This window comes from Streptacidiphilus sp. P02-A3a, assembly GCF_014084105.1.
GTDB lineage: Bacteria > Actinomycetota > Actinomycetes > Streptomycetales > Streptomycetaceae > Streptacidiphilus.
In genome coordinates, this window is record NZ_CP048289.1 from 8603237 (window position 1) to 8616240 (window position 13004).

Genomic DNA, 13004 nt, shown 5'->3' on the forward strand with positions numbered 1-13004 from the left:
CGCCAGCCGCCGCCAGGACGCGGGGCACCAGCTCTACTGCCTGACGTGGCCCTGACCTTTGGGGGGTCTCCTCTGGTGGTTGAGCAGACGGACTGGATCAGGGCCGTGATGCCCGGGTGCTGTCCGCTTGCGGCTGGCGGACACGCGGTCGCGGTCAGTCCGCTTCGGCTGCGAGCTGGGCGGACAGTGCGGAGCTGAGCCAGGCGTGGGCGGCGCCGAGGGTGGGCTGCGGGGTGAGGTCCCCGGCGAGCTGCCAGTAGCGCCGCATCGCCGGGTGCTCGCCCCGCGCCAACGCACGGCCGAGGTCCCGCCGAACGGCGGGCGTGTCCGACTGACCGTACGAGCGCGCGTAGGCGGCGACGAAGCAGTCCAATGCCTCGCCCTCGGCGGGTCCGCACCCCGCGCGCAGGGCGGGAACCGCCAACTCGTAGGCCTCACTCAGGCCGTCATAGAGGACGTCGGGCCGGGGCACTACGGGACGATGATCGACCAGACAAGCGTCGGTCACTGCCCCGGTGAGCGCATGCAGCCGAGCGAAGGCCAGCACCTGCTGCGGCGAAGGCTGCACCGGCAGCGGCGGCACCGCTGAGTCGATGATGGCGGTTGTCAGTCTGACGGACAGTCGGGTGGGCAGCAGGCGACGCCAGTAGCGCACGAACGTGTCCGTACTCGGGCGCGCGCCGAGGGCGCCGACCAGCCGCAGCAACTCGACCCGCTGGTCTGGCGCCGCCTCGTGCAGCAGCCGCAGCGCCGCCTCGCGCCAGCGCAGTGCGGTCAGTTCGGCAGTCACGGTGCCCAGTTGCGTCGCCACCGCCGCGTGCAGATCTTCATCGGCCTCACCGTCGAGGACTCGGGCGACCGCTGGGAGCGGCATGTCCAGCGTGCGCAGCGAGCGGATCAGCCGCAGCCGCTCGACCGCCTCCGGCGCGTAGCGGCGATGGCCGCCGCTACTACGGTCCACCTCCGGCAGCAGCCCCTGGTCGGACCAGAACCGGACGGTCTTCACGCTGACTCCACCACGTTCGGCAAGCTCACCGATGCTCAGAAAATCGTGGGGTGGCAAGGCTTGAACCTCCAGCAAGGGGAGTTTCTACGGTACTCGCATGCGAACCAACCACCGTACGCAGGCATTCATCTTGGTCTCGGGCCCGTTCACCGACGGCACCCTCTGGGACGACGTGGCGGTCCGACTGCGGGGGGCGGGCGCCGAGGTGCACCCGGCCACGCTCACCGGCCTGGGCGGCGCAGCCGCCCATCCGCCCGCAGCCGTCGACCTGGAGACCCATATCGCGGATGTGACGGGACTGATCGACTCCGTCGCGGCCCCGGGGGTGGTCCTCGTCGGCCACGACTACGGAATCCATCCTGTCCTCGGGGCCGCCCAGCAGCGGGTGGACCGGGTGGACCGGGTCATCTACCTGGACGCGGGACTGCCGCTCGACGGGGACGCACCGATTGCCCTGGTGCCCGATCTCACCGTGCGGACGCTGCTGCGGGAACGGCCAGACGCGCCGGTACCGCCGCCGGCACCCGGCGAGTGGCAGCGGTGGGGCAACACGACCGGCCTCTCCGATGCGGACCTGGACCGTCTGTCGAACCTCGCCGGGCCGCAGCCCGGTCTCACCCTCACCCAGCCGCTGCGCCTGACCGGCGCGCTCACGGGAGTGCCGACCAGTGGCATCCTCTGCACGGCGGCCGGGGTGACCATAGCGAGCGTGCAGAACCTGGTGTCGGTGGGCATGCCTCAGTTCCAGGTGCTGGCCGACCCACGCGTCGGCTTCTTCGAGCTGGCGACCGGGCACTGGCCGATGCTCTCCTGCCCGGACGAACTGGCCGCATGCTTGCTGAGCGCCGCCGCCGGCAATGGCCACCGGATCACCCGGACCCCGACCAGGCCTTTGCATGAACGCGCCTTTCTCCTGGACACGCCCGAGTGCCCCCGGGTCCGCATCGGCCGGGTCGACCTGCACCTGCCGCAGACGTCCGATGTGCCTGGGACACCCACCATCGACGGCCCGCGTCCTGCCGTGCTCTTCGTGCACGGTGGTCCGTTGCCCCGGGACATGGTGCCCGCCCCGCGCGACTGGCCGGTCTACCTCGGCTACGCTCGCCACGCGGCGAGCCAGGGCGTCGTCGGCGCGGTCCTGGAGCACCGGCTCCACTCGCCCTCCGACTACCCGACCGCTGCGGAGGACGTCGCCGAAGCAGTCAACCTGCTACGCGCCGACTCACGTGTCGACCCGGACCGGATCGCCATTTGGTTCTTCTCAGGCGCAGGGCTGCTCCTGGCCGACTACCTCACCACGCCCGCACCCTGGCTGCGCTGTCTGGCGGCGACCTACCCGATCCTGGCCCCGCTGCCGGGCTGGACCGGCGTCGATCCACGCTTCCAACCGGCCTCCGCTCTGCCGGACTCCGCTCCTCCGCCGATCGTGCTGACCCGCGCGGGCCTGGAGAGCCCGGAGATCGCCGAGACCGTCGACGTGTTCCTCGCGGTAGCGAAGGACACCGGGGCAGCCGTGGAAGTGATCGACGTGCCCCACGGCCACCACGGCTTCGAGAGCCGCGCCATGGACGGGGGGCTCCACTACGAGGAGGAGTCCCGCCAGGCTGTCCTGTCCGCGATGCAGGCGGTGCTCACGCGGCTGAACGACTGAGCGGGGAGCGCAGCGTCCCTCACGTCTTCGGAGCCGAGGAGTAGCCGCCAGCAGTGGCAGGTCCGAAGGCTGGGACCGAACACCGGTCTCGTTCACGGAGAACTACGCCAACCCCGCGTTCGGCGTTCGGACCGGGACGCTCGCGAGCCCGTTCGCGCCGGAGGTTCCCGAGCAGTTGATCGCGCTCGCCGATATCGGAGCGTTCGCAGCGCTCGCCTTCGAGGCCTGGCTGGCCGACGGCGGCCGAGCCGAGGTCGGCGAACTCTTCGACACGGCCGCCGGTCAACAGTGATGACGGCGAAGGGTAACGAACACCGAGATCTCAGTTCGGAGTTGGTTGGAGAGGGCACTCCACCAGGCCGTCCACGGGATCCGGCTTCTTCCTCGGGTTGAGATCCTCGGTCCCGGCAGCGCAATGGCAGCGCAATGGCAGCGTCGATAGCGGCGAAGGACGCAGTCGTCCGCTCCCGGTGAACAGGCGGGCCGCGCACGGTTGTTCGTGCGCGGCTTGCCTGGTGCTTCGTCAGTCTCCGAGAGCGCTAAGGAACTTGTCGGTGTACTCCAGCGGGGTCGTGCTGGAGAGGGAGTTGCAGGTGGGGGACGCGTACGAGTCGGAGCAGGGCGTGTCCCGGTCCAGCGACCAGAAGTGCAGCCCGGCCAGGCCGTTGCTGACCGCGTAGGACGACAGCGTGTTCACGTCCGCGGCGGTGAAGGTCTCACTGGTGGCGTCGTTCATGCCGATCATCGGGGTGACGGCGATCTTGCTCGCCGGGATCCCATAGGTGTGTTCGAGGTTCTGCACCGCCTGGATCGACGACTGCGCCATCTCGCAGCTGCCGGAGGAGACGACGCACACGCTGCTGGACGCGTTGCCGAAGTCCATGGTCATCAGGTTGATGACGTACTTGCTCAGGCTGGATCCGCGCACCGCCTGGACGACCTCGTTGCCGAGCGAGTTCACTCCGCCGTAGCTGCCGTCGGACGCGCCCAGCGTGGCGAGCGTGAAGGAGAACTGCAGGTTCGGGTACTGGGACTGCGCTCCCGCGGCGGCGGCGACCAGGTTCGAGATGTCCGACTCGCTCTGGCCGCCCTCGATGTCGAAGTCGATGCCGACCAGGTTCGGGCTGGCGTAGCGGGCGATGAAGGACTCCATGCCGGCCGTCGAGGCGCAGGTGAAGGTTCCGGCCGCACCGCCGGTCGACACCACGTAGTTCAGGTTGGCGGCGTGGAGCTGGGGCACGTTCTCCGCGGCGAAGTTGGCACCCGAGACGCCTCCCCAGGTCTCACTGCCGCAGGAGCCGGTGGCGAACGCGAGCGTGAGCGCGGGCAGCTTCGGGATGTACTGCGACACCAGGCTCCCGGAACCCACGACCGGCAGGACCGACCCGGACGCGGCCGACTGCATCTGGTAGGTGTTCCAGTTCATGTTGATAGTGACGTCCTTGTACGGGCTGAAGAGCAGGCCGCTCACCGAACCCGTGCCGGTACCGGTGCCTCCGCCGCCCCCGCCGCCGCCTCCCCCCGAGGATCCGCCGCCGGTACACGCGCCGTTGGACGTCCACGGCTGGCCGGAACCGCTTCCGCCGTTGCTGGTCGCCGGGTCGTTGCCCTCGGTCCAGTAGTTGGCGGTGTAGTTGGTGCCGTTCTCGCTGGCCTGTTGGCCGGCGGTGTAGACGGTGCCGGAACTCCACGCCGTGGCACACGTGGTGGCCGCCTGTGCGGCGGGCGCCGAGGCCACCGCGAGCACCGATCCGCCGACTGCCAGCCCGAACACCGAGCCGACCGTGAGCGCTGTGTGAAGAATCCGTCTTCCGACCCGCATGAACCCTCCAAAGGGGAGAGGAGCTGTGGCGATTGGGTACTTCGCCGAGCCGGTGGACCGGCAGGGTGACCACTTTGTACGTGCGGCGAACCCATTGGTCAAGACCATTCACATGGATTGGTACAGACCAAGCGTCACGTGCGGTGCACGGGACGGCCAGGACGGCCAGGACGGTCGGAACTCCCCCACCGGGGACGTGACGCCTGGCCGGTCCTGTGACCAGTGCCCCTGGCCGTGACGGAGAGTCGTGCCGCACGCGTGTCCGGGCCGGGGTTCACTCGTTGGTCCGTGTACGCCCTGTCGTTCGTCCGGCCGGGCGCGGTCTGCACAGGCGCCGGGATCCGGTCCCGGACGGAGGAGGAGCGCGATGGGCACGGAGACATGGGGCGCGGGACGGGCGGGGGTGCGGGCCGCGGTCCTGGGTGCGGTGGCCGGGGTGGCGCTGCTTCCGGCCGGTGCCGCCCAGGCGAACGTCGTCGGGATCGGGAACGCGGTCTTCGGCAACGCGTGCGCTTCCCAGAGTGGCACCCAGACCACGGGTTCCACGGCGACCGGGACCGGGGCGGTGGGCGGCAACCAGGTCGGCCTCCCGCTGAGCCTGCCGCGCAACCACTGCGGCAACAGCGGCATCATCTGCACCGCCGTGTTCGCGTCCTCCGTATGACCGGGCAGCGGGGCACCGCCGTCCCGGAGCGGGCGGGGGTGGTCGCGGGGGCGGTCGCGGAGACGGTCGCGGGGGTGGGGGCGGGGGCGGTCGGGGACGCGGTCGGCTCGGTGCGCGACCAGGCGGTGACAGGGCTGCTGGCCCTGAGCGGGCGGGCGCTGCCGCTGCTGCGGGAGTGGGTGGGCGCCGAGCCGGACTGCGGTGTGGCGCGGGCGCTGCTGACGCTGGCGACCGCTGACCACCTGGACGACGCCACCCTCAAGCGGGAGTTGGAGACCGCCTACCGGGACGCGCGGGCCGTCGGCGAGCAGCAGGCGAGTGTGGTGTACGCGGTGTACCTCCATACCCACCGGCAGTACCGGCTGACGGCGGATCACCTGGTGGTGCACTTCGCCCGGTGGCCGGCCGACCAGCTGGCCGGGCTCATGGTGGGGGCCTTCTCCTCCAGCGGGGACCCGGCCTACCGCGCGCACGGCGACGCCCTGGTGCAGGAGCAGTCCGCGCTGGCGGGCCCGGACAACTGGCCGTGGACCAGCTGGCTGGCCTCCACCCGGGCGGAGCAGGGCCGGGTCCGGGAGGCGTACGAGCTGGCCGGGCACGCCCTGTCCCTGTGTCCGCGCTCCGGTGTGGCCGCACACGCCCTCGCGCACGCCGAGCACGAGTTGGGGAGCGGCCCGGCTTCGGTCGACTTCCTGGACCGGTGGCTGGCCGCGGACCCGCAGGCGGTGCAGGTACGGCACCTGAACTGGCATGCCGCGTTGCAGTCGATCGCCGGCGGCGACTTCCCCGACGCGCGCCGCCGGGCGGACGCGGCACTGGCCCGGACGGATGTCGGCATGCGGTCGGCGACGAACTGGCGCCTGCTGCTGGCCGGGCAGACACCGGCCGGCCACAGCGATCCGGGGCAGGTCCGGGAGCTGCTGGCCGCACCGGGCGGGATGGCGGAGGTCTTCCACACCTTCAATCTGGCCCTGGCCCTGGCGGTGGAGGCGGCGACCGAGGATCTGTACACGCTGGCCCGCCGGGCCGCCGCCGACGAACGCCCCGACTACCGCGAGGTCCTGGCACCGGTGGTCCGGGCCCTCGCCGAAGTCACCGCGGGCCGTCCCCGCGCGGCGGTGGAGCTGCTGACCGGCCTGGGTCGGCAGGCGGAGCGGATCGGCGGTGTGCGAGTCGAGCGGGAGATCATCCAGGACACCCTCGCCCGCGCCCTCGTCGACGCGGGCGAACACGAGCGCGCGGCCGGTCTGCTGCGGCACCGCACCACCACCCGCCGCCACCACGCCTACGAGGACCTCCTCCTCGCCGCCCGCCCCCGACCAGCGGGGACGGCCTGTCCCACCCCGGGGATGCCCGGCTCGTCGAGGACCACGGCGCCGCCGAGCCCGGACGAACCCACTGGCCAACGACCAGCCGGTCGTGGCAGGCTCCGCGGTATGACCTATGGAATCGAGTCCCACCCCGCCCGATGAGCGCCCAGGCAGGCGGTGGCATCCCCGCCCCTCGGCCCTCCCTGTACGCCTACGCGCTGCGCCTGTACGAGTCGCGGACCGATGGCCGGTCGCCCCACGGGGGCTACCCCTTGCCGGACCAGCCCCCGCGGATACCCGGGAAGCTGGACTGGCGCGAGGCCCATGCCAGTGTGCGCGAGGCCCTCACTCCGCTGCTGTCCGATCCGGACCCGGTCCGTGCGGCCGACGAGGTCCACCGCAGGCTCCACGAGCTGGCCGTTCGGGACCGTCACCTCCAAGGCGCGCTGACCGATCTGCCCCTGGAGGACCCAGCGGCAGCCCGTGCCCTCGGCCGCCAGCTGGCCCGCACCGGCACCAGCACGCTGACCGTGAACGTCGGCATCGCCCTCCTGGGCCGACTCGGTGAGCCGGAGGACGTGCCCTACCTGAGGGTCCTCGGCCTGCTGCGGGCCCTGGCCCGCCCCGTGGTGACCGCGCTCAACGCCCTCGACTGCCCGACGGCCGCCCTGGTCTGGCTGGCCGACAACACCAGGCACCCCGACCTGCGCCGGCTGATCGACGCCATCGCCTCGCGCGACGACGCCGAGGCACGCGGGTGGCTGCTGCGGACCCCCCTCGACCACGGCACCGTCGGGCCCGCAACCGCCCGCAGGATCGCCGAGGCCGTCCAACTGGCCGACGTCCTCGGCGAGGAGCGGCTCGACACCCGGGTGCTGGCCCAGGCCGGTCGTCTCCTCTGCCGGATGACGGGACCGCGCGACTACCAGCCCGAGATCCTCAACTACCAGCAGGCCAACGCCTGCTGTCTCGCCCTCGTCGCCCGCGCCTGGCAACTGCCTCCGACCGTGGACCACTACGCCGTCCTCCTGTCGCTCGCCCTCGACCTGCACAGCGGCCCCAGCGTGCTTCTCGACTGGCGGCCGGGTCAGCGGGAGGCCCTGCTGGACGCTCTGGACGCCGTCCTGAGTACGCCGTCCTGGGCAGCGGTCCCGGAGGCCGAGCCCGAGGATCCCGGTGAACGCCGCCGGGTCCACTGGATGCGGCGCGCGGCGAGGCAACCCTTCGGCCACGCGACGGCGTCACGCGGCACCCCGACGGCCCCACGGCTCCGGGTCGAGACCACCGTGCGGGACCCGGCGGACCCGGACCCGGTCGAGGCCCGCCTGTTGATCGACGGGCGGCCGCTGGTGCCCGAGGCCTTCGGCAAGGGACCGGCCCACTCCCCCGAGTACCTGCTGGACAGCGGCCGCCTGCGGGCCGCGGTCGAGCCCCGGGAGGTGCAACTCGCGGAGGCGTACTGCACCGAGGGCTGCTGCGGCGCGCTCCACGTGACCATCCACAGGGAGGGCGACCAGGTCGTCTGGCGTGACTGGCGCCGCCCGCCGACACGGCGCCCACGCCCGGAACTCCCCGAGTACCGCTTCGAAGCTGCCGACTACGACGCCGAGATCGAACGGGCTGAGAACGACCGGTCCTGGACCTGGCCGGCTCGCAGTACCGCCCGGCTGATCGCGGCGGGGCTGCGCGACCAACCGGATCTGCTCACCCGGTGGGACAGCAGGGTCGGCTGGATCGGCACCGACTTCCACGGGCCGGACACGGCCACCGTCAGCTTCACCTACTGGCCTGGACTCGCCGCCGGGCAACAGGACCGGGAGGGCCCCTGGTTGCAGTTCATCTGGAGCATCCCCGACGACGGCACCCCTGCTGAGCCGCAGGCCGCTGCGGCGCTGCGGCGACTCGCCGAGCAGGACCCGAAGACCTACGCGCGGGTCCGCGGAGGCAGCCGCGCGCACGCCGAGGCCCTCGGCTTCCCGTGGCCCGAACCGACACGGCCGGGAGCCACCGGCTGACCGGCGTCGAAGGCCCTCCCGGCCGGGACGCCCGGGACGGCCCGGCGACGGGTGTCATGGCTGCCGCGCGGCAGGTCAGCGGCGGTCAGTCGGGGAGCTGGTCCAGCCACTCCAGGGTCCGGCGGGTCTCCGTGGTCAGCGGGGCGTGCGGGCCGTGGGCGCGCTCCGCGTCGTGCAGCAGGCGGCGCAGCACCTCCCGGGCGGCCGGGCGGTCGCCGATGGTCAGCAGCAGGCGGCCGGCGCGGCGGCGGAGCTCCAGCGGGAACGCCGGGTCGGCGGCGGCCTGCCGCTCGGCGTACGGCAGCAGCGCCTGGTACTCGGCGAGCGCCGGTGCCGGTTCGCCGAGCTGCTCCAGGCACTGCGCGGCCTCGTAGCGGAAGCGCAGCGCCTGCGGGTCGGCCGGTCCGGCCTCGGCCGCGCGCTCCTCGGCCAGGCGACGCAGCTCGGGGAGCGCGGCGGGGAACCGGCCGTCCTCCATCAGCGTCGCCGCGTACTGCTTGCGCAGCATGCGGACGATCGGCGAGCGGGGGCCGTGCTCGGCGGTCGCGGCGGGCAGGATGCCGCCGAGGACGTCCACGGCCTGGGTGATCCGGCCCGCGTCGAGCAGCCGTCGCGCCTCGTCCACGGCGGCGGCGACGGCGTCGGGGCGGGCGGGAGCGGGCGGCACGGCCGGGAGCGGCGGTCCGGCCGGGGCCGGGGTGCGGTCCGGCCAGGGGGCGTACGGGCGGAGGAAGGGGCGGGTGGGATCCATCGGTCCGCCCGGTCCGGCCGGTACGCCCGGTCCGGCCGCGCGGGGCGGGGCGGGCACCGGCAGCAGCGGGGCGAGCACCCGGTAGACCTCCTGCGCGTTCGCCGGACGCTCCCGCGGGTCCTTGGCCAGCAGCCGGAGCACCAGCTCCTCCAGCGGCTCCGGTACCTCCGGTCGGACCTGGCGCAACGCCACCGGCTGCTCGTAGACGTGCCGGTGCAGCACCCCCAGGGCCGAGGATCCGGTGAACGGGGCGTGCCCGCTGAGCAGTTCGTGCAGCACCACGCCGAGCGCGTAGAGGTCGGCGGCGGGGCCGACCGGTCCGCCCATGGCCTGTTCCGGGGCCATGTAGACGGGGCTGCCGACCGGCGAGCCGGTGCGGGTGAGCCGGGTCGTGTCGGCGTCCAGCACCGCGGCGACGCCGAGGTCGAGCACGGTCAGCGTGCCGTCCGGGTGGATCAGCACGTTGCGCGGCTTGAGGTCCCGGTGCACCACCGGGACGGCGTGCACCGCGGCCAGTACCGAGCACAGCTGCGCCGCGACCGCGACCGCCCACGGCCATGGGTACGGCTCGTGCTCCGCCAGGTGGTCGGCCAGGTCGGCGCCGTCCAGGTACTGCATCACCAGGTACAGGTCGTCGCCGTCACCGCCCGCGTCGTGCACGGTGACCAGCCCCGGATGGTCGACCTGGGCGGTGACCCGGCACTCGCGGACGAAGCGGCGGCGCACCTCGTCGCCGTCGTCGCCCGAGCGGGCCGCCCGGTCGGGGCGGAGCAGCTTCACCGCGACCTTCCGGTCGAGGTGACCGTCCCGGGCCAGCCAGACCTGGCCCATACCGCCCTGGCCGATGAGCGACACCAGCTCGTAGCGCCCGGCGATCATCCGGCCGTTCAACGGCTCTCCTGTTCCCGGTGGTGCTCGCGGAGGTAGGCGCTGAGTTCGTCGAGCTCCGCCCGGACCTGGTCGATCCGGCCGCCGGACGCGATCGGGGCCGGTGGCGCGATCGGGGCCGGTGGCGGCGGGGTCGGTGGCGGCGGGGTCGGGCCGGTGCCGTACCCGGTCGGGTGCTGCGGGTACGGCGGGTGCTGCGGGTACGGCGGGTAGGGCTGGTGCCGCGGTGCCGTCGGACGGCGCTCGCCCCGCCGCCGCAGGTCGTTGAAGAGGAAGTACACCGTGCAGAACACGGCCAGCATCAGCAGCGCGGCGACGCCGACATTGGTCTGCCAGTTGTCGTAGTCGTCGGTGTAGCCACCCAGGAACAGCGAACCGGTGCAGAGGAACGCCGTCAGGAAGACCATGACCCAGTCCTGCGTCCGGCGGCGGGTGACCGCCAGCCAGGCCAGCGGCACCCAGCCGAGGATGCCGATGGTCACCAGCGGGACGAGCGCGAGCACGACCCGCCACAGCACCACGACCACCCGCATGGCCGGGCCGCGGCGCGGCGGCGGTATCGGGCCGGGGCCGTTCATGACACAGCTCCTGGTGCTGGGGCGGGGCGGGGGCGGATCGGTCCGGGGCGGTGACCGCCTCGGCGCTGGGCAGAGCGTACCGATCCCGGTCCCGGCCCGGGACGCCCCCTCACCCGCGGCGTCCGCCCCGGGGGCCTGACCCGCCGGGTCAGTCCGGGTGGACGCTGCCGTCCGTCAGGCCGTCGCACAGGCCCTGGACGAGTTGCTCGCCCAGTTGTCCGGCCAGCCGGAGCGTGTCCTCGAAGGCGGCCAGGGCACGGAAGTGGGCGCCGTAGCGGCGCTGCTCGGCCGGTGGCATCCGGGGCACCTGGAGTCGGCGCACGTCCAGCCGGGTGGAGGTGGTGGTGTAGCTGCTGGCCTGGCGGTTGTTGGCGGTCCCGCGCAGGAACCCGGCCAGGAACCACGAGTCGAGCGCCGTCGGGTCCGGCCGCAGCAGCTGCACGTTGCGCCCCAGCGCGGCCCCCGCCGTCGCCGCGTCCACCACCCGGGTCACCGAGCCCCGGCCGAGGAGCGGCACCACCACGTCGCCGACCCGGGTGAGCAGCGGCTGCTCGGCGAGGTCCTCCGGCAGCACACCGGAGGGGGCGCCGCCGGTGGCCACGTCGTGCTCGGTCAGCACCGCCGTACCCGCCCCGGACGCGGCCCCGCCGACGCCGGGGTGGCCGGGCCCGGCGCCGGGCGCCGACGCGACCGGGGCGGTTCCGCCCGCGTACGTCTCCAGCGCGCCCGCCCGGGCCAGCTCGGCGACGCTGGTCAGCGGCCAGTTGGCGGGCGCGCCCCGGCTGACGGTCACCGGCGCGAGCTCGGCGGTGCGCCGCAGCGTGTCGGTGAACCGCTCCCGGACGTCGCTGAGGCCGTTCGCACCGCCGCCCACACCGGGCTGCGGCAGATGCCTGGCCGGGGCCAGATCGACGTCGTCGTCCAGCAGCTCCACCAGCGGCCGGGTGACGCTGACGCCGGGCTGCTCGGGCAGCGTGTCCTGCTGGTCGAACGCCTGCCAGGCGTCCAGTGCGGCGGTGCGCACGGTCTGCCAGGGCAGCTTCTCGCCGCCCGCCGAGGCGGGACCACCGGCGTCCACCAGCAGCAGGTGCTGCGGCAGCGGCTGCCCGGCGGCGGGGCGCCGCAGCACCCACAGGTGCAGCGGGATGCCGTACGGCGGCGCCGCGCCCGCGGGCAGGGCGATCACCGCCCGCAGCGCCCCCCGGCGCAGCAGGTCGGCCCGGATCCGCCGACCGGACCGGCGCGAGGCCGCCGCAGGCGGCATCAGCAGCACCACCGTGCCGTTCTCGCGGACGTGCGCCAGCGCGTGCTGCACCCAGGCCAGCTCGGACTCGGTGCGCGGCGGGAAGCCGTACTCCCAACGGGCGTCGTAGGCGAGTTCCCCGTGGCCCCAGTTGCGTTCGTTGAACGGCGGGTGGCAGAGCACGGCGTCCGCCGTCCGGGACGGGAAGGCGTCCGCGCGCAGGCTGTCGGCGACCTGGATCCGGACCGGACCCTCGGTGTGCAGCGCGAGCCGCAGCGCGGTCAGCGCGGCGAGGTCCGGGTCGGCCTCCTGGCCGTTGACGGCGCTGCCGCCGACGGCGGCGGCCCGCAGCAGCCCGCCGGAGCCGCAGGCCGGGTCGAGCACCTCGGCCGCCGGTCCCGCGAGTGCCGCCATCAGCTCCGCCGGATCGGCCGGAGTCACCGTGTACTGCCGTGTTCCCGAGTCGAGATGACGCCCCATCAGGAACTCGTACGCCTGTCGCGGTCCCAGCTCCCGGCCGAGGTCGACGCTGCCGCGCAGCAGCCCGACCGATGCTGACAGTTCGTCAATTCCTTTGGCGAAGGCGACCGGATGCCGCTCGCCCAGCCGCGCCCGAAGTACCTCGGCGAACGCGCCGGGCAGCCCGGCCGCCAGTTCGCCATCGGCTGCGGCGGCCAACTTCAGCCACACCTGCGGGAGTTCACGGGACAGCAGCAGTGCGCAGCCGACCAGCCGCAGGGCGGCGCCCGCTCCGCCCGGAGCCTGCTCGACCTGCTGCCAGATCCGCTCGCGCAGCGGGACGAGCGTCAGTTTCCCCTGGGAGCGCAGCCACTGCTCGACCTCGTCGAGATCGAAGGCCGGACTGGTGTCGGTGCCGCCGACCGGCCTGGGGAAGTCCTGGTACCGACGCCGCCAGTTGCTGACGGCGGCCCGGCCGACCCCGGCGAGTCGGGCGATTCCCCCGGCCGTCACCTCTGCTCTGCGCTCCGGCACTGTTCGGTCCCCCTCCGACGACTGCACGGCCTGTCGGGATCATACACAGCCCACCTATGCGCATCGCTTCACGCATCGAACTT

The 13004-nt window shown here is 73.4% G+C and carries 9 protein-coding genes; 4 read left to right on the plus strand and 5 right to left on the minus strand.

Features of this window, described 5'->3' with window-relative positions; all coding sequences use genetic code 11:
* Nucleotides 1–154 precede the first annotated feature (154 nt).
* A complete protein-coding gene (locus GXP74_RS36430; protein WP_255528197.1) occupies nucleotides 155–1006 on the minus strand; it encodes a MerR family transcriptional regulator in 852 nt (283 codons plus the stop codon).
* A gap of 97 nt (nucleotides 1007–1103) precedes the next feature.
* Between GXP74_RS36430 and GXP74_RS36435 the strand changes: the two genes are divergently transcribed.
* Nucleotides 1104–2657: an alpha/beta hydrolase gene (locus GXP74_RS36435; protein WP_182455478.1), complete on the plus strand. Its 1554-nt coding sequence runs from the start codon at nucleotides 1104–1106 to the stop codon at nucleotides 2655–2657.
* Between the two features lie 523 nt (nucleotides 2658–3180).
* Here GXP74_RS36435 and GXP74_RS36445 read toward each other — a convergent pair.
* Complete coding sequence (locus GXP74_RS36445) at nucleotides 3181–4479, minus strand: carbohydrate-binding protein (RefSeq protein ID WP_182455479.1); 1299 nt, start codon at nucleotides 4477–4479, stop codon at nucleotides 3181–3183.
* A 367-nt stretch (nucleotides 4480–4846) separates the two neighbouring features.
* On the opposite strand from GXP74_RS36445, the gene GXP74_RS36450 reads away from it, so the two are divergent.
* From GXP74_RS36450 to GXP74_RS36460, 3 genes are read left to right on the plus strand one after another with little or no spacing between them, the layout of a single operon-like run.
* A complete protein-coding gene (locus tag GXP74_RS36450) occupies nucleotides 4847–5143 on the plus strand; it encodes a chaplin family protein (protein WP_182455480.1) in 297 nt (98 codons plus the stop codon).
* Complete coding sequence (locus tag GXP74_RS36455) at nucleotides 5140–6615, plus strand: hypothetical protein (RefSeq protein ID WP_225448444.1); 1476 nt, start codon at nucleotides 5140–5142, stop codon at nucleotides 6613–6615. The genes GXP74_RS36450 and GXP74_RS36455 overlap by 4 nt, the downstream gene beginning before the upstream one ends.
* Nucleotides 6612–8468 carry a hypothetical protein gene (locus tag GXP74_RS36460; RefSeq protein WP_225448445.1) on the plus strand — a complete coding sequence of 619 codons (1857 nt, stop codon included), beginning with the start codon at nucleotides 6612–6614 and terminating at the stop codon, nucleotides 8466–8468. The genes GXP74_RS36455 and GXP74_RS36460 overlap by 4 nt, the downstream gene beginning before the upstream one ends.
* An 85-nt stretch (nucleotides 8469–8553) precedes the next feature.
* Here the strand turns inward: GXP74_RS36460 and GXP74_RS36465 are convergent, their stop codons facing one another.
* From GXP74_RS36465 to GXP74_RS36475, 3 genes are all read right to left on the minus strand, one after another.
* A complete protein-coding gene (locus GXP74_RS36465; RefSeq protein ID WP_182456891.1) occupies nucleotides 8554–10098 on the minus strand; it encodes a serine/threonine-protein kinase in 1545 nt (514 codons plus the stop codon).
* Between the two features lie 8 nt (nucleotides 10099–10106).
* Nucleotides 10107–10685 carry a hypothetical protein gene (locus GXP74_RS36470; RefSeq protein ID WP_182455481.1) on the minus strand — a complete coding sequence of 193 codons (579 nt, stop codon included), beginning with the start codon at nucleotides 10683–10685 and terminating at the stop codon, nucleotides 10107–10109.
* Nucleotides 10686–10833: 148 nt separating this feature from the next.
* A complete protein-coding gene (locus tag GXP74_RS36475) occupies nucleotides 10834–12921 on the minus strand; it encodes an N-6 DNA methylase (RefSeq protein WP_225448446.1) in 2088 nt (695 codons plus the stop codon).
* Between the last annotated feature and the right edge of the window lie 83 nt (nucleotides 12922–13004).

Bases quoted from the DNA above. Each gene is read 5' to 3' on its own strand.
- GXP74_RS36435 (WP_182455478.1), top strand. From the start codon at position 1,104: ATGCGAACCAACCACCGTACGCAGGCATTCATCTTGGTCTCGGGCCCG.
- GXP74_RS36445 (WP_182455479.1), bottom strand. From the start codon at position 4,479: ATGCGGGTCGGAAGACGGATTCTTCACACAGCGCTCACGGTCGGCTCG.
- GXP74_RS36450 (WP_182455480.1), top strand. From the start codon at position 4,847: ATGGGCACGGAGACATGGGGCGCGGGACGGGCGGGGGTGCGGGCCGCG.
- GXP74_RS36455 (WP_225448444.1), top strand. From the start codon at position 5,140: ATGACCGGGCAGCGGGGCACCGCCGTCCCGGAGCGGGCGGGGGTGGTC.
- GXP74_RS36460 (WP_225448445.1), top strand. From the start codon at position 6,612: ATGAGCGCCCAGGCAGGCGGTGGCATCCCCGCCCCTCGGCCCTCCCTG.
- GXP74_RS36465 (WP_182456891.1), bottom strand. From the start codon at position 10,098: ATGATCGCCGGGCGCTACGAGCTGGTGTCGCTCATCGGCCAGGGCGGT.
- GXP74_RS36470 (WP_182455481.1), bottom strand. From the start codon at position 10,685: ATGAACGGCCCCGGCCCGATACCGCCGCCGCGCCGCGGCCCGGCCATG.